The organism is Mesorhizobium sp. B283B1A, assembly GCF_020165735.1.
Taxonomy (GTDB): Bacteria; Pseudomonadota; Alphaproteobacteria; order Rhizobiales; family Rhizobiaceae; genus Mesorhizobium; species Mesorhizobium opportunistum.
In genome coordinates this window covers 105,941-124,058 of the sequence record NZ_JAIUIQ010000001.1, presented here as the reverse complement: position 1 = coordinate 124,058, position 18,118 = coordinate 105,941, and the positions used below count along the sequence as shown (strand labels likewise).

Sequence of the window (18,118 nt, the reverse complement as noted above, 5' to 3'; positions counted from 1 at the left end):
AATCTTTTACTTGACAGAGTCAACTATCCGCATGATCACATCATCGGCAACACCGGCCAGCGATCGACGATTTTGCCGCCGGAAAGCACCGCGATCGGCCCGAATTGCTGCAGCACGGCCTCGCTCTGCGTCGGCCGCAGGAATGCATAGTCGCCCGGACTGGCAACGACATCGGCAGGCAGACCCATGAATTGCTGGTTGGAGGACAAGCCGAGCAGGCTGTTCGTCTTCATCCCCCGGGGAAACACCGGTTCGGCCATCCATTTGCCGCCATAGAGATAGCAGCCCTTGCGCGGAAACCGGCCGAGCGCCCGCAGCAGGCGGGAAACAGCCGGCGGGCCGGGCAGCATCGGCTCGACCACTTTCAGGATCGGCGTCGCGATGAAAGCCGCCGGCTGGAAACCGTCGAGGCCGGGTGTGTCGAAATCGCCGGGCAGCACGAAGGCCGAACCCATCGATACTTCATTGGCCATGCCGCCGCGGTGAAGCAGCGCGGTCTTGGAGCCGCCGATGTTGAGAATGCCGCGCTGGCCGGCGCCGAGGCACGCAACGAAAGCGGTGGCCCGCTCTGACGCTCGCGCCAGCGCCCTCGCCGGCCCGCCGAACAGGCCGGGAATGTGCGGCGCATGCGCCTCATAGGCCATGACGCCCTCGCAGCGCAGCCTTTTGTGCGCCGACAGTCCCTTCAAGGTTTGCGACAAGGCCGCCGGTTCAGCGAAGCCGCCGCGATGTAGCCCGACATCGATTTCGAAGGCGATGCGCAGGTCGACATCGAGCTCGGCTGCCAGGGCGCCATACTCCGCCAGCCGCTCTCGCGTGTCGATCAGCCAGCAGATGCGTGTCCGGTCAACTTCGCCCTTCGAAAGCATGGCTCTGGCCGCTCCGACCGGCATCGGCTTGCCGTACAGGAGGTCCGCATCCGGAAACGCCTTCAGCACCGCCTCGCTGATCGGCGGATGGAAGGTCATGAAGCGATCGGTTCCAAGCGCATTGCCGATGTGCGAAAGCAGCGGCAGGCAGGCGAGCGACTTGTCGACCAGCCGCACCGCAAGGCCGGGGTCAAGTCTCGCTTTGACCAGGGCAATGTTGCTATCCAGCCGTTCGCGGTCGAGCAGCAGGCAGGGCTGGAAGATGCCGGCTTGCTTCAGCGCCTCTGACAGCGTGGCGAAATAGGCGCTCATCGGTCGACACCGAAAGGACTGGGCTCGATGCCGAACAGGCCAGCCATGTAGGGCGAGACGAAACGGTTCTGCGGATCGATGTCGCGGCGCACCGCCATCGCATCATCCCAACGCGGGTAAAGCTTCTTCAGGTCCGCCGCTTGCAGGCTGTGCATCTTGCCCCAATGCGGCCTGCCGCCATATTTGCGGAAGATCGGCTCGGCCGCGCGCATGAACGGCAGCGGATCGTTGGCGGCATCGTGGTGGATGGCGATCGAACAGGTCGGCCTGTCGTAGAAGGGCGAAAGCCAGAACCGATCGGCCGCGACGCTGCGCACCTCCATCGGGAAATAGACCTCGGGAAAGCGCTTCTCGGTCAGTTCGATGATTTCGGCCAGCGCCTTCGGGCCCTCCTCGAAGGGAAGGTGATATTCCATTTCGTTGAATTTTGTCTGCCGGTCGCTGGCATAGACGTTGATCCAGTCCTGCACATAGTCCTCGGATGGCACTTTGGCGACGGCGCCCAGGATCAGCCGGCGGCGCAGCGACGGCAGCCAGGCAAGCGTAGTGCGCAGCCGGCGCAGCGTCCTCAACGAGCCCTCGTCATCCTCGGTCGGGCGTGCGGTGGTCGCCTCGGTGCTGAAATCACTGGCGATGAACTGCGCATAGCCGGAGAACGGAATGTAATAGAACTCGGCCGACCGGTGCGCGGTCATCATGGTCTCGAAATCGCGCAGCATGTCGGCGATGGGCAGCACCCATTTGCGTCGGCGCAGCCGGTAGGTCGGGATGTTGTTGAGCGTCACTTCGTTGAGGATGCCGAAAGCGCCGAGCGCGACGCCGATGGCGTGGATCATGTCCTGATCCCCAGCCCGACTGAAGTCACGGACCTTGCCAAGCCCGTCGACGATCTGCACCGTTTCCAACTGCGTGTGATAGGCGCCGAGCGTCGGTCCGGAGCCATGGGTGGCGGTTCCCAGTGCGCCGCCGATCGCCTGGCGGTCGATGTCGCCCATATTGGGCAGGCCCTGGCCGATGCCTTGAAGGATGTGCATCAGCGAACCGAGCCGCGTCCCTGCCCGCACGCGCGCCTGATGCTTTTGCGCGTCATGCGAGACCAGGCCTTCGAGCTTCTCGAGCGACAGGATCGTGCCCTGCGATTTCACCAGCGGCGTGAAGGAATGACCGGCGCCGACGACGCGGACGGGACCAGGTGCCGTGCGAATGAGATCGCCGAGTTCGCCGGCATCGGCGGGGCTGGCGATCAGCCGTGGCTCGGCGGTGACAAAGCCGGACCAGTTGCTCCAGGTTTTCGACATGGCGCTCACGCAACAATCCGGCGGCGCCGCGCCACCAGAATGAACAGGCCGAGCAATGCCACGCTGGCGACAGCGCTGGCGGCGGCGAATTCCGGCACCGGGCGAAAATCCTTGCCGTCGATGAGCAGCGACGCCGCGACCGGACCGATCGCCAGGCCAAAGAGTTGGGCGGCCGGCACCAAAAGCACGGCGGTGCGCGTCTCGTCGGCGGTGATCGCCAGCCGGATCTGGTAGGGCACGATGAACAGGAGGATGAAACCAATCATCAGGGCTGTGACCCAGAAGGTGTTGAGATCAGGTCCGCCGGCGAGCACGAGCGAAGCGACGACCGCGACGGCGCCAATGGCTGCGATGGCGATGCGATAGTCGATGCGCGCCTCGAACACGGTCGCCGTCGTCGCGCCCAGCACCTGCACCGCGAGGCTGGCCGAGACGATCAGGCCAACGGTGCGATCGTCGATCCCGAATTGCGCGCCGAGCGGCTCGAGAAAGGCCCACACCGCGCCGAAGAACATGAAGTAGCAGAAGACCGACAGCAAAGCGGTGATCGAGGGAACCGTCAGCACATTGGCCAGATCCTCCTCCTTCGGCAGATCGGCGTAGTCAGCGGGAACAATGAAGGCGATCACGAGCGACAGGACGCAGACGACCGCGAGGCTGAAGAAGCCGCCGGCCGATCCGGCGGCGGGGATGACATAGAGCGCCAGCAGCAACGCCAGGGCGCATTGCGCCAGGGTCTGCATGGTGACGAAATAGCCACCGATGCGTTCGGCTCGCCGCGAACGGGCGATCAGTTCGGTGGCGACCGCAACCAGGCCGCCCTCGGCGAGACCAGCCAGGGCACGTGCGGCCATCAATGTGCCGGCCCCGGCGGCATAGGCCGTCCATATGTTCGCCAGCGCCAGCAGCAGCAGCAGAACCGCACTCTTCCAGCGCATGTTGTGGGCGGACAGCAGCATCGCCACGATCGCCGAGCCGATGGCGATGGCGATCATCTCGGCGGTGGCAACCAGCGCCAGTTCATCGCCGCTGACATGGCCCTCGGTATAGAGGGCGCCGAGCAGCACGGGCTGCAGCCCAAGGATCAGCAGGCCGACCGACCCGATCCACAGAGCCGAGGCAAGCTGCCCGCCGGTCGGATTGCCGACCAGCCAGTCGCCATTGCCCTTGTGTCCGGTGTCCTTGTGTCCGGTGCCCGTGTGGCCGGTGCCGGTGTGGCCGGTATTTGTCGAAGCCAAAGGCGCCTCCCAACGTCCTTGCCGCGCGGCAAAAAAACTGACAATCTGTCAGGATTCCAGAAATTGATACTTGATCATATTTGTTGTCAACCAGAATTTGGAAACGCGCGCGAAAGACCAGTGCATGGTTGAAGCAAGGCAGACGGTGATCGAACCGAGGCGCAGGCCCAAGCAGGAGCGCAGCCGCGAGCGCATCGACGCTATCCTGTCGACGACCATGCGGCTGATCGGCGAGAAGGGCATCGATGCCGTCACCATGAAGGAAGTCGGCATGCTGGCGGGCGGGCCGATCGCCACCGTCTATCACTACTTCCCCAACAAGTCGGCGATCCTGGCGATGCTCTATGAGCGTTTCTCCGAAGTCAGCCGCGCGCGGCTGTCAGCGATTGTCGCCGATGTCCGGGAAGCCAAGGACATCATCGTGGCGGCCGACCGGTTGCTCGACGACTATCGCGGCCGCGTTGCCGGCGATCCGGCAATCCAGGATCTGCAGAACGCCATCCAGGCCGACAAGGCGCTCAAGAATCTCGACATCGCCGAGACCCGGCATCAAGCGAAGATGTTCTGCGACCGCGTCATCGCCTTGCTCGCGCCGGACAAGCACGAGCAGTTCGAACGCATGGTTCTCTTGATCTTCCAGCTCGCCGGTGGCGTGGTGCGGCTGGCGCTCGCGCAAGGCGAAGCCGAAAGCCGCCGGACCATCGAGGATTACCGGTCGATCATCCACACCCAGTTGCGGCTGTTTTTATAGCCCTGTGTTTTTGTAGCCTTGGCGATCTGTAGCCCTGGCGATCATCAGCAAGCTGCCGCGAATGAGAGGTGTCGGGGCGCAAGCATCAGGACGCCCGCTATGCGAGCTGGCGGACAAGGCCTTCGAAGCCGTCGGCAAGATTGGCATTGCCGGCGGCGAGAAACGCGGAAAGATTGCGGGCGCCACCGGGCGTCTTGTTGGCGTCAAGCAGCACCGCCCTGCCCTCATGCATGACGAAATCGAACTTTCCGTAGTCAAAGCCAAGCCGGCGCCTCAGAGCGCGAAGCTCCTCGGGAACCGGAACCGGCTCACGGCGGACCGTGTCGTCGCCTTTGACGAGGCTCTGCGGCGAGACGTGGCGGGTGCAGCGCTCGCGCTCGCCGCAGAATATCCAGAAGCGGGCTCCAAAGCCGTCCGGTTCCGGCTCGGGAATGAATTTCTCGACGACGAGATCGCTGCGGTCGAAGACCGCCGGCGCAACCTCCGAAAGGGATGCATAGACGCGATAACCCTCGACAGGCTCGACGCCGGGAAACGGCTTCGGCTTTCCGGCACGCAGCGATCGCCGGTTGAGCGTCTGCTCCCGCATCCCGAGATTGTTGAGATTGCTCTTGACGATGACCGGCCCTGGCCAGTCGTCGTCCTTGCCGATCGCCGCGCCACTGATGCGTCGCTTGGAGATGTCGGCGGCCCCAATGTTCAGGCAGAAGGGAAAAGCGCGTGCGTATTCGACATATTCGGGTGGCGTCACGGTCGCGTCGACGTGCAGCACCGCTATATCGGCCTCCGGCTTTGCCGACGTTCCGGGGATTATGCGGACGGAATGTCCGCGTCGCTTCAGTTCCTCCAGCAGATCGAACAGCATGTAGGGGCTGTCGCGGCGAAACAGCGGCCCGCGCCGGCGTTCGAACCTGTCGAACTCATGCGTAATTACCGCGATGCGCGTCATGCTTCCCCCGCTTGGTCTCTTTAACGTCCTCTATTATAGCTGCCAATACAACGCGGGCTTGGGGCTGTGGATGACCGACCATTGGAATACCATTCGAAGGCATTGGCAGTTGCTCGGGCCACCGTTGCGGCCGCCAGCGGAAGCGGTTGAGGCCTATGAGCGTGAGCTCGACCTTTCGAAGGCGCACGTCATTCTGCTCGGCGTGACGCCGGAACTCGCCGGGCTCGGGACGACGATGACGGCCGTCGATGAATCGTCCGACATGATCGCCGGTATCTGGCCAGGCGACACCGCGTTTCGAAAGGCGATCAACGGCGACTGGCTGGACTTGCCGGTACCGAACACAAGCGTCGATGCGGTGATCGGCGACGGCTGCCTGTCGACGCTCGGCCTTTCAACCGCGCGCCGGGCGCTGTTTGCGGCGATCGCCGGCGTACTGCGCACCGACGGCCGGGCGGGACTGCGTCTCTTTGCCGGTCCCGAAACACCGGACGAGCCGGCGGCGGTGCGGGCGCTTGCACTCTCGGGCGGTGTCTCGACCTTCCACGAACTCAAATGGCGCGTCGCCATGACCGCGACGGGCGATGCGCCCGACCATGCCATTCCGGTCAGGACGATCGCGGAAAGGTTCGACGCACTGTTTCCTGACCGCAACGAGCTTTCGGCTCGCACAGGCTGGGACCTGCCAACCATCGGCACCATCGATGCCTATCGGAACTCGCCGGCCATCTACACCTTCGCACCGGCGACTACACTAGTGAGCGAGGCGGGAGCGTTTTTTGGTGATGTTCGCATCGCTTTGACCGGGAGCTATGGGCTTGCCGAGCGATGCCCGCTGTTGGTGCTGCGGGCGCCAAGACACTGAAGGCGCCAAGACACTGAAGTTAGCAGGACGGCGCTCAAGCCGGGGCAGGCACAACCCAGGCTTTCTAAAATCGTGCGGCAGCATGAGAAAAATTTCGCTCGCATCGCGGCCTTCGCCCGCCTTGACTCTCGCCAGCCGTCAGCCTATTTCAGCGCCACGTTAGCACTCGCCTTTGGTGAGTGCTAATCACAGGGCCCGGCGCCGCCGGGCTTTGTTGTTGTCCGGCTTCGCCGGATGGAGGAACTGTTTCTCACCGTTCTCATCGAGGAAGAAAAAATGGCAAAGTCGAAGTTCCGCCCGCTTCATGACCGCGTGGTCGTTCGCCGGGTCGAATCCGAATCCAAGACCGCTGGCGGGATCATCATCCCGGATACGGCAAAGGAAAAGCCGCAGGAAGGCGAGATCATCGCCGTCGGCTCCGGTGCTCGTGACGAAGCCGGCAAGCTGGTCCCGCTGGACGTCAAGGCTGGCGACCGCATCCTGTTCGGCAAGTGGTCGGGCACCGAAGTCAAGCTCAATGGCGAAGACCTTCTGATCATGAAGGAATCCGACATCATGGGCATCATCGGCTGATCATCGGCCTCACCGTCAACTGAATTCCGGGCTTACCCCAAGCCCCTGCCAGGAGCTAAAAAATGGCTGCCAAAGACGTAAAATTCTCCCGTGATGCCCGCGAGCGCATGCTGCGCGGCGTCAACATCCTCGCCGACGCGGTGAAGGTCACGCTCGGCCCCAAGGGCCGCAACGTCGTCATCGACAAGTCGTTCGGTGCCCCGCGCATCACCAAGGACGGCGTCACCGTCGCCAAGGAAATCGAGCTTGAGGACAAGTTCGAGAACATGGGCGCGCAGATGGTCCGCGAAGTCGCTTCGAAGACCAACGACATCGCCGGCGACGGCACCACGACCGCGACCGTCCTGGCCCAGTCGATCGTCCAGGAAGGCCACAAGGCCGTTGCCGCCGGCATGAACCCGATGGACCTGAAGCGCGGCATCGATCTGGCCGTGACCGAAGTCGTGGCGGCGCTTGGCAAGGCTGCCAAGAAGATCAAGACCTCCGAGGAAGTTGCCCAGGTCGGCACGATCTCGGCCAATGGCGACGAGTCGGTCGGCAAGATGATCGCGGAAGCGATGCAGAAGGTCGGCAACGAAGGCGTCATCACGGTTGAAGAAGCCAAGACCGCCGAGACCGAGCTCGAAGTCGTCGAAGGCATGCAGTTCGACCGCGGCTACCTGTCGCCCTACTTCGTCACCAATGCCGACAAGATGGTTGCCGAGCTCGAGGACGTCTACATCCTCCTCCACGAGAAGAAGCTCTCCAACCTGCAGGCCATGCTGCCGGTTCTCGAAGCCGTCGTGCAGACCTCCAAGCCGCTGCTCATCATCTCGGAAGACGTCGAAGGCGAGGCCCTGGCCACGCTGGTCGTCAACAAGCTGCGTGGCGGCCTGAAGATCGCCGCCGTCAAGGCTCCGGGCTTCGGCGATCGCCGCAAGGCCATGCTGGAAGACATCGCCATCCTCACCGGTGGCCAGGTCATCTCGGAAGACCTCGGCATCAAGCTCGAGAACGTCGGCCTCAACATGCTCGGCCGCGCCAAGAAGGTGTCGATCTCCAAGGAGAACACCACCATCGTCGACGGCGCCGGCAAGAAGGCCGAGATCCAGGGCCGCGTTGCCCAGATCAAGCAGCAGATCGAAGAGACCACTTCGGACTACGACAAGGAGAAGCTGCAGGAACGTCTGGCGAAGCTCGCCGGCGGCGTTGCGGTGATCCGCGTCGGCGGTGCGACGGAAGTCGAAGTCAAGGAAAAGAAGGACCGCGTCGATGACGCCCTCAACGCGACCCGCGCGGCCGTGGAAGAAGGCATCGTTGCAGGCGGCGGCGTTGCCCTGCTGCGCGCTTCGGCCAACATCAAGGCCACCGGCGTCAATGCCGACCAGGCCGCCGGCATCAACATCGTGCGTCGTGCGCTGCAGGCTCCGGCCCGCCAGATCGCGGCCAACGCCGGTGCGGAAGCTTCGATCGTTGCCGGCAAGATCCTTGAGAACAAGGGCGCGACTTTCGGCTACAACGCCCAGTCGGGCGAATATGGCGACATGATCGCCATGGGCATCGTCGACCCGGTCAAGGTCGTGCGCACCGCTCTCCAGGACGCGGCCTCGGTCGCCGGCCTGCTCGTCACCACCGAAGCCATGATCGCGGAGGCTCCGAAGAAGGAGTCGGCTGGCGGCGGCGGCATGCCTGGCGGCATGGGCGGCGGCATGGGCGGCATGGGCGGCATGGATTTCTAAGAAATCCATAAAGCACGCCCATGAACTCACATTGCTCAAGCCCGCAAGCGGGCTTGAGTGGCGGCATGGATTTCTAATCCACGCTTCCATCAGCCTTCAGATACGGAAAGGGCGGCAGCGATGCCGCCCTTTTTGCTTACATGCTTCCTGATCGCCGCCCTTCGATGCCCTCAGACGGTTGTATCCGCGCGTTGCCGTGCCTCCCCAGCCAGCACGGCGCCTTCAATCAGTGCCGCGACCTCGTCGGCCACCGCCTTCAATGGCGCGCGGTCGCGGGTGGCGCGCGCGATCACCATCAGCCCTTCCAGAGATGATTCGACCAGCAGCGCCAAGGCATGCGCGCGACGCTCGGGCACCCCTGCCCTGACGAAGGCATCTCGCAGCAAGCCTATCCACTGCTCGAAGGCCGAGCGGCACAGTTCGGCAAGCTCGGGCACGTCGCTTGGCGAGTCCAGCACGACCGGCGCGATCGGGCAGCCGAGCGAGAACTCATTCTCTTCGAGCATATGTCCCACCGACTGATAGATGTGATGGACGGCGACCGCGGGGTCGCGTTCGGCTGCCAAAGCCGCGCCAAGCCTCTCGGTGACGTCGGCAACGCTATCGCGCGTCACCTCGATCACCAGTTGGTCCTTGCCGCCGGGAAAATGGAAGTAGAGCGAGCCGCGCGGCGCGCCGCTGGCGCTCAATATGTCGTTGAGCGAAGTGCCGTGATAGCCGCGCTGCCTGAGCAGCAGTCCAGTCGTTTCGAGTATGCGGGCCCGTGTATCGTTCGCCATGTCAACCTCTGTCAGCAGCGATCATTATAGGCCTTGCATCGAATATGACAATCGGTCTACATAATATGTAGATCAGTCTATATATTCGAGAGACCGACATGCAAAGCTATCGCCTTGAAGGGTCCGCGGGAATCGAAAGCCTGGTGATGCGCGACGAGCCGCGGCCGGAGCCAGGACCTCATGAAATCATGGTGCGCGTTCGCGCCGCCTCGCTCAACCGGCGCGACACGATGATCCTCAACGGCACCTATCCGCTGACGCCGCGCCGGGGCATCGTGCCGCTGAGCGATGGCGCCGGTGAAATTGTCGCCATCGGCAATGAAGTCACTCGCTTCGCCGTTGGCGACCGCGTCACCGGCAGCTATTTCGCACGCTGGATCGACGGCCGCATAAACGCCGGTCTCATCGACCAGCTCGGCTGCACGCTGGACGGTATGCTGGCCGAATATGCGGTCCTCGACGAACAATGGGCCGTACGCCTGCCCGATCATCTCGACTGGCATGAAGCGGCGACCCTGACCTGCGCCGGCGTCACCGCCTGGAATGCAGTGACGGGCGCCGGGATGCCGAAGCCTGGCCGGTGGGTTCTGGTCATCGGCTCCGGTGGCGTCTCGCTGTTTGCGCTGCAGTTCGCCAAGCTGCTCGGCTGCCGCGTCGCGGCTGTCACCTCGCGCGGCGCGAAGGCCGACAGGCTGCGGGCGCTGGGTGCCGATCTTGTGATCTCGACATCGGAGATGGCCGAATGGGGTGCGACGGTCCGAGACCAGACCGGCGGCATCGACCTTGTCGTTGAAACCGGCGGCCCGGCGACATTCGTGCAATCGCTGATCGCAAGCACACTCTACGGGCACATCGTGCTGCTGACGCTGCAGGATGCACGAGGCAGATCGATCGAAATGCCCGCGGCCCTCTACCAGCGCAGCCTCGCAACCATCAGCCGCCTTTTCGTCGGCAGCCGGACCAACCTCGAGGCCATGCTGCGCGCGGTCTCGCAGCACGGGTTGCGGCCGGTCATCGACAAGAGCTTTGCCTTTGCCGAGGCCGGCGACGCGTACCGTTATTTCCAGCAAGGCGACGTCTTCGGGAAGGTCACCATCGACGGCGCCTGATCCCGACTTCTCACAATCAAACAAGGGAGAGCAGACCAATGACAATTCGTGAAGCTTCGGCCAAATGGCAAGGCTCGCTGAAGGAAGGTTCGGGCCGGTTGCGGCTCGGCAGCGGTGTCTTCGAAGGCGCCTATTCCTTTCCGTCGCGTTTCGAGAACGGTCCAGGCACCAACCCGGAGGAGCTGATCGCCGCGGCGCATGCCGGCTGCTTCTCGATGGCGCTGAGCGCCGTCCTCGGCAGCGAGGGCCACACGGCCCAAACTATCCACACGACAGCCAAGGTGCATCTCGGGGCGACCGCGGCCGGACCGACGATCACCCATATCGAACTCGAGACTGAGGCAAGTGTCGCCGGGCTGGGCGCGGACGATTTCGAGAGGCTGGCGCAGTCGGCCAAGGCAGGCTGCCTCGTCTCCCGGGCACTGGCAGGTGTCGCCACGATCACGCTGAAGGCGACCCTCGTCGACGCCGCCATCGATCACGGAACGAACGGAGCCAACCAATGACCAGGGAACTCATCATCGACCTCGCCACGGCAAAGCTCTCCGGCCAAACAGCCGAAATCATGCGGCGTTACAACGACGTGTTCCAGCGTCGCGATCCATCGGCGCTCAACGAACTGGTGGCGCAGGACTGCGTGATCGAGAACACCACGCCGGCGCCGGACGGCGCCCGCCGCGCCGGCAAGGCCGCCTGCGTCGAACTGTGGTCGGCGATCGCCACCGGACCCGGCACGCGCTTCGACATCGAAGAGACTTTCGTGGCCGGCGACCGTGCCACGATCCGCTGGCGCTACTGGATGGCCGACGGCCATTCGGTGCGCGGCGTCAACCTCATGCGCGTCGCCGACGGACGGATCATCGAGGCGATGGGCTATGTAAAGGGATAGCGCGCCCTGAACAGGGATATCCGGTTTTCGGTCCGGAATTGCGTATGAACAAGCACGGAGCAGCGGGACTGAACCGCTCCTGGTGGCGCTACCGATCGGCTAGCGCCAGCTTGGCGCCGAGCATGACGAAGGCTCCGGCAAAAGTCCTGCGCATCCAGGTCAGCACCATGGGCCGCGACACGACATGGCTGCGGATCGAGGCGGCGAAGATGCCGTAGCCGACGAAGACCACGAAGGTCAAAAGCATGAAGACGGAGCTGAGCTCCAGCATCTTCGACAGCGCGTTCGGTTCGGTGGTGCTGACGAATTGCGGCAGGAAGGCGAAGAAGAAGATCGACAGTTTCGGGTTGAGCACGTTGACGAGGATGCCGGTGGCGATCACCTTGCCGGCCGAACGCGGCGCGACATTGTCCTCGACGCTCAGGCCGCCCTTCTCCTTCAGCGTGTTCCAGGCCATGTAGAGCAGATAGGCGACGCCGAGATATTTCAGCGTCTCGAAGGCGACCGCGCTGGTGTGCAGCAGCGCCGCAAGGCCGGTGATGGCGGCCGCCATGTGCGGGATGATGCCCAGCGTGCAGCCGAAGGCAGCAATGATCGAGGCCCGCCCACCGCGCGAAAGTCCGGCGCTCAGCGTGTAGAGAACGCCGGTGCCGGGCGAAGCCACGACGATCAGCGACGTCAACAGGAATTCGATGCTCACGATGATTTCCTCCGGCAGCCTGCCCGGCCAGGAAGGTACCGGGCCGCGGGGCCGCGCACAAGCGGGGGAGATCGGCAGTTACACGGGCAATTCTAGAAGATCGGCAATCCGTGTTCGCGGCGCGCCATCAGGCACTCCGCGTCGCCGGGCATGCAGGCGCGGCAGACGTCTGGCCGGACATCGTAGATGCCGCAAGCCGTCGCCTTGCCGACTTCGCCGGACAGGGCCGAGCAGCGCACGCCGTCGCAGCGCATGCCGGACAGGTCAGCCGCTATATATTTTTCCGGGATGCGGTCGAGCTGCGCGTCATCCTCGGTGGAAAAACGCGGCCATTCGGCCGAGTAGGAGCAGCAGGCGCCGCAGCTCTGGCAGTCGAAGGCAGGCACCCGCGAGCCGCACGGTGCGAGCGCGGCAAGGTCATGATCGGCGTCGCGCGGCAAGGCGCTATTTCTTCTTGCCTGCCTTGCCGCGGGGCGTCTCGGCCGGCGACTTGAACAGGTCGGTCGCGGTGTCGGCCGGGTCGGTTTTCGGCGCGGCGGCCGGCTTGGCCGGCTTTACTGCGGCGACCGGCGCCGCAGGCTGGTCCTTGGCTGAGAATTTTATGGCCATGTCAGTCCTCGTCGGCGAAACGCGATGATGGTGCGCGCGGATTGCGCAAGCGGCCGATCAGTGCCGAAACCGCCGTGATGTTCATTTCCTCGGGCGACCAGTTCTTTGCCGCCTCGATGTGGTGGGGCGCCAGTTCGCGATGCGTGCTGCCGCTGTAGGCGGCGTCCTGATAAGTCACCCGCTCATGGGTCTTGGCGTCTTCGCGGACATATTCGATCAGGTAGTTCGGGCACTCGGCACGGCCGCGCACACCGACGCGCACCTGGGCATCGCCATGGGCGCGTTTGCAGCGCTCGAGCTTTTCCAGCACACGCCGGACATATTCGACGGGCTTGTCGAGCCCTTCGACCATGTCGGCGATGGTCGCGTCGGCGGCGATCGGCGTTGGCGGTACGCGCTTCGTGGCCATCAGCGTTTTCCAGCCCGTTTCGGCAATGCCGGGCGCGCCGCGGCCGCGGCCATCTCATCGGCTTCCTTTTCCAGGCGCAGTTCGCGCAAGCGTGCCGTCTTGGCCTCACGCGCCTCACTGACGGCATCGCGCTCGGACATGATGCGGTTGAGCGACATCGACTGGGTTTGCGTCTTGCTGAACAGCGACACCGCCGGATCGGCGGCTGTCTTCGAATGGGCGGTCAAAATCTTTCTCCTGTCAGGAGCCTGGTGCCGATAGGGCGAGACCGGGTCTTCGGTCAGGACCACGCACTGCTGGAGCGTCCCTTAGCACGTTCAGCACGATGCGCAGCGCATTTTCGGCGGCAACAAGCGTAAAATGAAAAAGGCCAGGCACCGCCTGACCTTCCGTGGGGAGCACCGCGCATCCACGCGCATCCAGATGGATGCACAGGCTGGATGTACAGGAACACTCCTCTCATGCGCATGATGTGCCTTGGAAACTCAGGTCTCCGTGGCCAAGCGCCAGAATTCGCCACTCAACGGTGCCAGTACATCCGTGGTCACCGGGAGGGCCGAATTCTTTTTTCAGGCCGCCTTCAACTGGTCGGCGGACATCTTGCCCGACTTGTTGTCGCGGACCATCTCGTAGCCAAGCTTCTGGCCCTCGACGATGTCGCGCATGCCGGCGCGCTCTACGGCCGAGATGTGGACGAAAACGTCGGCCGAGCCGTCGTCAGGCTGAATAAAACCAAAACCTTTGGTGGCGTTGAACCATTTAACTGTGCCGGTGCTCATAAACGAACCCTTTCCATGGCAAATATTCGCTAATCGCGGTGCGAATGCACAACGATTTTGTCTCGATTTTTGATGGGGAAGTTCGTCAAAGGCGCGCATTCGGGCGCGGATAACAAAAGTCAGTCAAACAAATATCGACATGTTTCTTGTAGACTTCTTTTGGCGGCGAGTCAATTTCTGGTTTTTCAGCGGCCCGAATTCAATTTTGGGTTGCTCGGTGCATCGGCCTCAACTGGCGAACCGGCTGAACGATCGTGCGTTCATTTTCCCGAAAAAAACGCACCACGCCCGGAACCAATTCCACACCGGCGCATTTCAATGGTGTCGGCAATCCTAGAGAGAAATCTCGGGAATGCCGACAAAAGGACGCCTCCCGCACGATAAAAGGTGCGAGGGGCGTTCTTGTATGTGCCGGGTCCCGCCGATCGGCGGCAGGAAATCGTCATGGCAACCGAGGCCCGAACGCGCCACCGGATCGCCGGCGGTCACGGTCCCTGCCCCGCGCTGCGGTTCAGCGCTCCTGATCGGTCGGGCGGATGAGGATTTCGTTGATGTTGACGCGCGGTGGCTGGCTGACGGCGTAGAGGATGGCGTTCGCAATATCGTCGGCGGTCAGCGCTTCCAGGGTGGCGAGGCGCTGGTCGAGGCCGGCCTTCATGGCGGGATTGGTGATATGGTCGCCAAGCTCGGTGCGCACCAGGCCGGGTTCGATGACGGTGACGCGGACCTTGTCGACATAGACCTCGCGGCGCAGCGATTCCGAGAAGGCGACGACACCAAACTTGGTTGCCGCGTAGCCGCTGGCACCCGGATTGGCGACGCGGCCGGCGACCGAGGATACGTTGACGACATGGCCCTTGGCGGCCTTGAGGTGCGGCAATGCCGCCTTGGTGGCGGCCATCAGGCCGATCAGATTGAGCTCGATCATGCGGCGCCAATCATCGAGGTCGGCTTCGGCCGCCGGCGACAGCAGCATGACCCCGGCATTGTTGACGAGAATGTCGAGCCGGCCCCATTCGGAGACAACCTTGTCGACCATGGCGGTGATGTCGCCGCCCTTGGCGATGTCAGCTTCAACGGCGAGAGCCTTGCCGCCAGCCTTCTCGATGCGGCCAACCAGCATGTCGAGGCGATCGGCGCGGCGGGCGGCGACCGCCACCTTGGCGCCGGCGGCGGCAAGCGCCGCCGCGGTCGCCTCACCGATGCCCGACGAGGCGCCAGTGACGAGCGCGACCTTGCCCATGAGAGGGGAATTAGAGGATGTCATGATGGATCTTCTCCAGATGCCCGGCCCACCCCTTCAGATAGGCCGCGCGAACGTTTCTGGAAGCCCAGCCCTATGGCGAGGCTATTCGTCCGGCCCGGGTTCCGGCCACGTCTCCTTCGCCGCTTCGGCATACCAGTGCCGCATCGCAGGCGTTGCCAGCACGGCGTCGACATAGGCCTTGGTGTCGGCCGCCAGTACGCCGCCATAAGTGTCGAAGCGGGTGACGACCGGCGCATACATGGCATCGGCGGCGGTGAAATGGCCAAACAGAAACGGGCCGCCCTTGCCGTATTTTTCACGACACTCGCGCCACAGCGCCTCGATGCGGGCGCGTTGCGCCTCGCCTTCGGCGTCGAGCGGCTTATGAACCTTGGGCCGGCGCAAATTCATCGGCCAGCCGTAGCGAACCTCGCGGAAACCAGAATGCATCTCGGTCGCCACCGAGCGCGCCAGCGCGCGGGCGCCAAGGTCGTCCGGCCAGAGTTTTTTCTGCGGGTAGAAGTCTGCAAGATATTCAAGGATGGCAAGGGTTTCCCAGACGATCCTTCCGCTGTGATTCAAAACCGGGACCTGACCGGTCGGCGACACTTTCGCCAGATTGGCGGCCGTCTCCGGCGTACGCAGGCGCACAAAACCTTCCTCGAACGGGATCTCCAGATGCCTCATCGCCAGCCATGGCCGCAGCGACCATGAGGAGAAGCATTTGTTGCCGATGTAGAGCGTGAATTCCGCCATTTTTCTCCCCGCGCACGATTGTCCAAACCCGATGCGTATTCACAGCCTAGCCTGCCGGCCTTTCGCCAGGAAGCGACGGTGCGACCTGATCTGCCGGCCGAACGACGCCTGGAACCCAAGCGGGATCTGTCCGTTGGCTTGCCGCGGATGAATTCGTTCGAATTCAAAACCCAATTCCTTCGAATTCAAAACCCGGGAGATGTGGAAATGGTGAACAAGGATCAGGTCGCAGGCGTGGCCAAGCAGGTCAAGGGTTCGGTCAAGGAGGCCGCCGGCAAGGCGACCGGCAACAGGCAGACCCAGGCCAGAGGCATGGCCGACAAGGCCACCGGCAAGGTGCAGAAGGCCTACGGCGACATGAAGGAAAAAATCAAGAAGGCGCTCTGACCTTTTCGGATGGCTGCATCGACTGTCATGTGCTCCAGCCTTTGCTGAAGGCGTTGGTGAAAGCGACCTCGCCATGGTCATCGATCGCCTCGCCAAGCGCGACGTCCATGCCGTCGCTGGTCAGCCTGGCGACGGCGAAACCTCCCATATAGGCGGCCTTCGGCTTGAACAGGTCGAGCCCGTCGCGGTGATAGATCAGCGGCGTGGCGTGCTGGTGGCCGTGGAAGATGGCGACGACATTGTAGCCCTTCAGCGCCGCCAGCAGCGCCTGCCTGTCGGCTTCGCCCCACCAGTGCGGCGCGCCGGCGCCGTCATCGTCGTAGGTTCTCTTGGCGGCATCCCAACGCTCGATCGAGAATGTGTCCCAGCCATAGTGCTGGAACAGGATGACGGGGCGACCGTCCGCCGCGTAGGTCGCCAGGTCCTGCTTCAGCCATGGCAGGCTGCTTTCGGCGCCGTGGCCGGTATCACCGGCGAAACGATGGGTCTGGACGAGATGCAGGCCGCCCCAGTCCCAGGAATAGCAATCGGTGTCGACATCGTAGCTGGTGGCCGGCGCGGGCGGCTTGAAGAAGACGCCGGCACGGTGGTTGACCTCGACATAGTCGCGCATTTCGCGCCGATACCAGTCGACATGGTGCGGCGGCCCGTTCTGGTCGAGATCATGATTGCCGAGACCGACATAGACCGGCATGTGAACGCGATCGGGGCCGACACCTTGCTGGTAGCGCTGGCTGAACTGCAGGAGCTGCGTGCCCTCGCTCGGCTGGGTGATCTGGCCGCCGCCGTCGTCGGTGATGTCGCCGCCAACGACGAGGCCGAGCGGCGTGCCGATGCGGCTGCCAGCCGAACGCAGGCCGGTGGCGACGCCGTCGATTTCGGCGGGCCAGTCCTTGTCGCCGATGGCGTTCAGCGCCGCTACATTGCGCAGCAATGCCGCGTCGGTCTTGCCTTCCTGCTGGCAGTTGGGGCTCAAACCGCTGGCCATGCGGCAGGCATGGATATCGGCGATGAACAGGAAGGTGGCGTCGATGGGCTGGACGCGTTGCCCGGTCTGACCGAGCGCCGGGCGTGACAGCACGCCAGCCGCGGCAAAACCGGCGGCCCGCGCTAGGAAGCAGCGTCGTGAAAGCAATGCCGGCGACAGTCGATTCATCATCGGGGAATTTCAGCACGGAGAGCGGGCGGCCGTCCAGCGCCTCTCCTTGCAGCCGAGCATCGACATAGGTTCATGGGTCTGGCATGTCTAACCCTCAACTTGCGCGAGCAGAGGAGGACGAAATGAAAACCGCACCGATCTGCGTGATCCTTGCCGCGATCGTGATCCCGTCCGCGAGCACCGCGCATGCCGCCGGTTGCATCGACGCAAAGTCCGCCAAGAATGGCTTCATCCTGGCGAGGCCCGGCATCCAAAGCGAGTTTCGGCCCGTAGCCGGCGGAATGGTCTCCGTCGTCAACACCTACGCTTCGCAATCACCACAGAAGCAGTTCCTGTTTGCCGGCCTGATCGAGGTGTTTCGCGACAGCGACACCGGCCGGCTGGCGATGATCCCATTTTCCGACCTGCGAAAACTGTTTCCGCTGAAAACGGGGACCAAAGGCACGATCGAGTTTGTCGAGCTGTCGCCCAGCAAGCAGCCGAAGAGCACCAAGACGCTGACGCTGGTGGTCAAGGGCAAGGAGACGTTCAGCCTGGGCGACTGCAAATACAATGTGCTCGCCGTCCAGGAGACCTTCAAGAGCGGAGCAGGCGAGACGCTCGATGCCTATACCGCGCTCTATGCACCCGATCTGCAAGCCGCCCTCGCCCGGCGCTACGATGAAGGCACCAGCAAGAAATCGGTGAACGGCTACGAGACGATCAAACCGCTGGCCGAGTAAG

The 18,118-nt window shown here is 63.5% G+C and carries 23 protein-coding genes; 9 read left to right on the top strand and 14 right to left on the bottom strand.

All coding sequences use genetic code 11. From position 1 onward, the window contains the following. Positions 1–35: 35 nt before the first annotated feature. From LB577_RS00695 to LB577_RS00685, 3 genes are read right to left on the bottom strand one after another with little or no spacing between them, the layout of a single operon-like run. A complete protein-coding gene (locus tag LB577_RS00695; protein WP_224685134.1) occupies positions 36–1,181 on the bottom strand; it encodes a DSD1 family PLP-dependent enzyme in 1,146 nt (381 codons plus the stop codon). Beyond that, positions 1,178–2,479 carry a D-arabinono-1,4-lactone oxidase gene (locus LB577_RS00690; protein ID WP_224685229.1) on the bottom strand — a complete coding sequence of 434 codons (1,302 nt, stop codon included), beginning with the start codon at positions 2,477–2,479 and terminating at the stop codon, positions 1,178–1,180. The genes LB577_RS00695 and LB577_RS00690 overlap by 4 nt, the downstream gene beginning before the upstream one ends. A 5-nt stretch (positions 2,480–2,484) precedes the next feature. Further along, positions 2,485–3,717 carry an MFS transporter gene (locus tag LB577_RS00685; protein WP_224685133.1) on the bottom strand — a complete coding sequence of 411 codons (1,233 nt, stop codon included), beginning with the start codon at positions 3,715–3,717 and terminating at the stop codon, positions 2,485–2,487. A 124-nt stretch (positions 3,718–3,841) separates the two neighbouring features. On the opposite strand from LB577_RS00685, the gene LB577_RS00680 reads away from it, so the two are divergent. Further along, positions 3,842–4,468: a TetR family transcriptional regulator gene (locus tag LB577_RS00680; RefSeq protein ID WP_224685132.1), complete on the top strand. Its 627-nt coding sequence runs from the start codon at positions 3,842–3,844 to the stop codon at positions 4,466–4,468. Positions 4,469–4,565: 97 nt separating this feature from the next. Here LB577_RS00680 and LB577_RS00675 read toward each other — a convergent pair whose 3' ends face one another. Continuing rightward, positions 4,566–5,417, bottom strand: a complete 852-nt coding sequence (locus tag LB577_RS00675; protein ID WP_224685131.1) for a hypothetical protein — start codon at positions 5,415–5,417, stop codon at positions 4,566–4,568. A gap of 70 nt (positions 5,418–5,487) precedes the next feature. Between LB577_RS00675 and LB577_RS00670 the strand changes: the two genes are divergently transcribed. The 3 genes from LB577_RS00670 to groL all read left to right on the top strand — a co-directional run bounded on the left by LB577_RS00670 (position 5,488) and on the right by groL (position 8,573). Continuing rightward, on the top strand, positions 5,488–6,282 hold the full coding sequence (locus LB577_RS00670; protein WP_224685130.1) for a class I SAM-dependent methyltransferase: 795 nt from the start codon (positions 5,488–5,490) through the stop codon (positions 6,280–6,282). A 276-nt stretch (positions 6,283–6,558) separates the two neighbouring features. Then, complete coding sequence (gene groES, locus LB577_RS00665) at positions 6,559–6,855, top strand: co-chaperone GroES (RefSeq protein WP_006203049.1); 297 nt, start codon at positions 6,559–6,561, stop codon at positions 6,853–6,855. A gap of 62 nt (positions 6,856–6,917) precedes the next feature. After that, positions 6,918–8,573 (top strand): chaperonin GroEL, encoded by a 1,656-nt coding sequence (gene groL / locus LB577_RS00660; RefSeq protein WP_013896172.1) that lies wholly within the window; start codon positions 6,918–6,920, stop codon positions 8,571–8,573. A gap of 170 nt (positions 8,574–8,743) precedes the next feature. Here groL and LB577_RS00655 read toward each other — a convergent pair whose 3' ends face one another. Beyond that, the gene (locus LB577_RS00655) at positions 8,744–9,352 is read right to left on the bottom strand and encodes a TetR/AcrR family transcriptional regulator (protein ID WP_140571656.1); all 609 of its coding nucleotides are present in this window, start codon (positions 9,350–9,352) and stop codon (positions 8,744–8,746) included. A gap of 98 nt (positions 9,353–9,450) precedes the next feature. On the opposite strand from LB577_RS00655, the gene LB577_RS00650 reads away from it, so the two are divergent. The 3 genes from LB577_RS00650 to LB577_RS00640 are packed head-to-tail and all read left to right on the top strand — an operon-like array spanning position 9,451 to position 11,350. Beyond that, positions 9,451–10,461, top strand: coding sequence for a zinc-dependent alcohol dehydrogenase family protein (locus tag LB577_RS00650; protein WP_224685129.1), 1,011 nt, complete (start codon positions 9,451–9,453; stop codon positions 10,459–10,461). Between the two features lie 38 nt (positions 10,462–10,499). After that, positions 10,500–10,967 (top strand): OsmC family protein, encoded by a 468-nt coding sequence (locus tag LB577_RS00645; protein WP_224685128.1) that lies wholly within the window; start codon positions 10,500–10,502, stop codon positions 10,965–10,967. After that, entirely contained in the window at positions 10,964–11,350 is a 387-nt protein-coding gene (locus LB577_RS00640; protein ID WP_224685127.1) for a nuclear transport factor 2 family protein, read from the top strand. The genes LB577_RS00645 and LB577_RS00640 overlap by 4 nt, the downstream gene beginning before the upstream one ends. Before the next feature lie 88 nt (positions 11,351–11,438). Here LB577_RS00640 and LB577_RS00635 read toward each other — a convergent pair whose 3' ends face one another. The 8 genes from LB577_RS00635 to LB577_RS00600 all read right to left on the bottom strand — a co-directional run bounded on the left by LB577_RS00635 (position 11,439) and on the right by LB577_RS00600 (position 15,849). Then, positions 11,439–12,050, bottom strand: a complete 612-nt coding sequence (locus tag LB577_RS00635) for a LysE family translocator (RefSeq protein ID WP_224685126.1) — start codon at positions 12,048–12,050, stop codon at positions 11,439–11,441. 92 nt (positions 12,051–12,142) lie between these two features. Then, complete coding sequence (locus tag LB577_RS00630) at positions 12,143–12,490, bottom strand: YkgJ family cysteine cluster protein (RefSeq protein WP_263495749.1); 348 nt, start codon at positions 12,488–12,490, stop codon at positions 12,143–12,145. A gap of 4 nt (positions 12,491–12,494) precedes the next feature. Continuing rightward, positions 12,495–12,659, bottom strand: a complete 165-nt coding sequence (locus LB577_RS00625) for a hypothetical protein (protein ID WP_224685125.1) — start codon at positions 12,657–12,659, stop codon at positions 12,495–12,497. A 1-nt stretch (position 12,660) separates the two neighbouring features. Continuing rightward, on the bottom strand, positions 12,661–13,068 hold the full coding sequence (locus LB577_RS00620; protein WP_013896180.1) for a hypothetical protein: 408 nt from the start codon (positions 13,066–13,068) through the stop codon (positions 12,661–12,663). Further along, complete coding sequence (locus tag LB577_RS00615) at positions 13,068–13,295, bottom strand: hypothetical protein (RefSeq protein WP_013896181.1); 228 nt, start codon at positions 13,293–13,295, stop codon at positions 13,068–13,070. The genes LB577_RS00620 and LB577_RS00615 overlap by 1 nt, the downstream gene beginning before the upstream one ends. A 342-nt stretch (positions 13,296–13,637) precedes the next feature. Then, positions 13,638–13,847 (bottom strand): cold-shock protein, encoded by a 210-nt coding sequence (locus LB577_RS00610; RefSeq protein ID WP_010915421.1) that lies wholly within the window; start codon positions 13,845–13,847, stop codon positions 13,638–13,640. 511 nt (positions 13,848–14,358) lie between these two features. Continuing rightward, positions 14,359–15,114 (bottom strand): SDR family NAD(P)-dependent oxidoreductase, encoded by a 756-nt coding sequence (locus LB577_RS00605; protein WP_224685124.1) that lies wholly within the window; start codon positions 15,112–15,114, stop codon positions 14,359–14,361. 81 nt (positions 15,115–15,195) lie between these two features. Further along, entirely contained in the window at positions 15,196–15,849 is a 654-nt protein-coding gene (locus LB577_RS00600; RefSeq protein ID WP_224685123.1) for a glutathione S-transferase family protein, read from the bottom strand. A 207-nt stretch (positions 15,850–16,056) separates the two neighbouring features. On the opposite strand from LB577_RS00600, the gene LB577_RS00595 reads away from it, so the two are divergent. Then, positions 16,057–16,236, top strand: a complete 180-nt coding sequence (locus LB577_RS00595; protein WP_013896186.1) for a CsbD family protein — start codon at positions 16,057–16,059, stop codon at positions 16,234–16,236. A 25-nt stretch (positions 16,237–16,261) separates the two neighbouring features. Here LB577_RS00595 and LB577_RS00590 read toward each other — a convergent pair whose 3' ends face one another. Continuing rightward, positions 16,262–17,395, bottom strand: coding sequence for a metallophosphoesterase (locus tag LB577_RS00590; RefSeq protein ID WP_224685122.1), 1,134 nt, complete (start codon positions 17,393–17,395; stop codon positions 16,262–16,264). A gap of 122 nt (positions 17,396–17,517) precedes the next feature. Here LB577_RS00590 and LB577_RS00585 point away from each other — a divergent pair, with 122 nt between their 5' ends. After that, the gene (locus LB577_RS00585) at positions 17,518–18,117 is read left to right on the top strand and encodes a hypothetical protein (protein WP_224685121.1); all 600 of its coding nucleotides are present in this window, start codon (positions 17,518–17,520) and stop codon (positions 18,115–18,117) included. Position 18,118 lies beyond the last annotated feature (1 nt).

Excerpts from the sequence above, each read along its gene's own strand:
- LB577_RS00645 (WP_224685128.1), top strand. The coding sequence starts at position 10,500 with ATGACAATTCGTGAAGCTTCGGCCAAATGGCAAGGCTCGCTGAAGGAA.
- LB577_RS00680 (WP_224685132.1), top strand. The coding sequence starts at position 3,842 with ATGGTTGAAGCAAGGCAGACGGTGATCGAACCGAGGCGCAGGCCCAAG.
- groES (WP_006203049.1), top strand. The coding sequence starts at position 6,559 with ATGGCAAAGTCGAAGTTCCGCCCGCTTCATGACCGCGTGGTCGTTCGC.
- LB577_RS00655 (WP_140571656.1), bottom strand. The coding sequence starts at position 9,352 with ATGGCGAACGATACACGGGCCCGCATACTCGAAACGACTGGACTGCTG.
- LB577_RS00690 (WP_224685229.1), bottom strand. The coding sequence starts at position 2,479 with ATGTCGAAAACCTGGAGCAACTGGTCCGGCTTTGTCACCGCCGAGCCA.
- LB577_RS00650 (WP_224685129.1), top strand. The coding sequence starts at position 9,451 with ATGCAAAGCTATCGCCTTGAAGGGTCCGCGGGAATCGAAAGCCTGGTG.
- LB577_RS00600 (WP_224685123.1), bottom strand. The coding sequence starts at position 15,849 with ATGGCGGAATTCACGCTCTACATCGGCAACAAATGCTTCTCCTCATGG.
- LB577_RS00605 (WP_224685124.1), bottom strand. The coding sequence starts at position 15,114 with ATGACATCCTCTAATTCCCCTCTCATGGGCAAGGTCGCGCTCGTCACT.
- LB577_RS00670 (WP_224685130.1), top strand. The coding sequence starts at position 5,488 with ATGACCGACCATTGGAATACCATTCGAAGGCATTGGCAGTTGCTCGGG.
- groL (WP_013896172.1), top strand. The coding sequence starts at position 6,918 with ATGGCTGCCAAAGACGTAAAATTCTCCCGTGATGCCCGCGAGCGCATG.
- LB577_RS00590 (WP_224685122.1), bottom strand. The coding sequence starts at position 17,395 with ATGATGAATCGACTGTCGCCGGCATTGCTTTCACGACGCTGCTTCCTA.
- LB577_RS00625 (WP_224685125.1), bottom strand. The coding sequence starts at position 12,659 with ATGGCCATAAAATTCTCAGCCAAGGACCAGCCTGCGGCGCCGGTCGCC.
- LB577_RS00595 (WP_013896186.1), top strand. The coding sequence starts at position 16,057 with ATGGTGAACAAGGATCAGGTCGCAGGCGTGGCCAAGCAGGTCAAGGGT.
- LB577_RS00610 (WP_010915421.1), bottom strand. The coding sequence starts at position 13,847 with ATGAGCACCGGCACAGTTAAATGGTTCAACGCCACCAAAGGTTTTGGT.
- LB577_RS00620 (WP_013896180.1), bottom strand. The coding sequence starts at position 13,068 with ATGGCCACGAAGCGCGTACCGCCAACGCCGATCGCCGCCGACGCGACC.
- LB577_RS00585 (WP_224685121.1), top strand. The coding sequence starts at position 17,518 with ATGAAAACCGCACCGATCTGCGTGATCCTTGCCGCGATCGTGATCCCG.
- LB577_RS00640 (WP_224685127.1), top strand. The coding sequence starts at position 10,964 with ATGACCAGGGAACTCATCATCGACCTCGCCACGGCAAAGCTCTCCGGC.
- LB577_RS00675 (WP_224685131.1), bottom strand. The coding sequence starts at position 5,417 with ATGACGCGCATCGCGGTAATTACGCATGAGTTCGACAGGTTCGAACGC.
- LB577_RS00695 (WP_224685134.1), bottom strand. The coding sequence starts at position 1,181 with ATGAGCGCCTATTTCGCCACGCTGTCAGAGGCGCTGAAGCAAGCCGGC.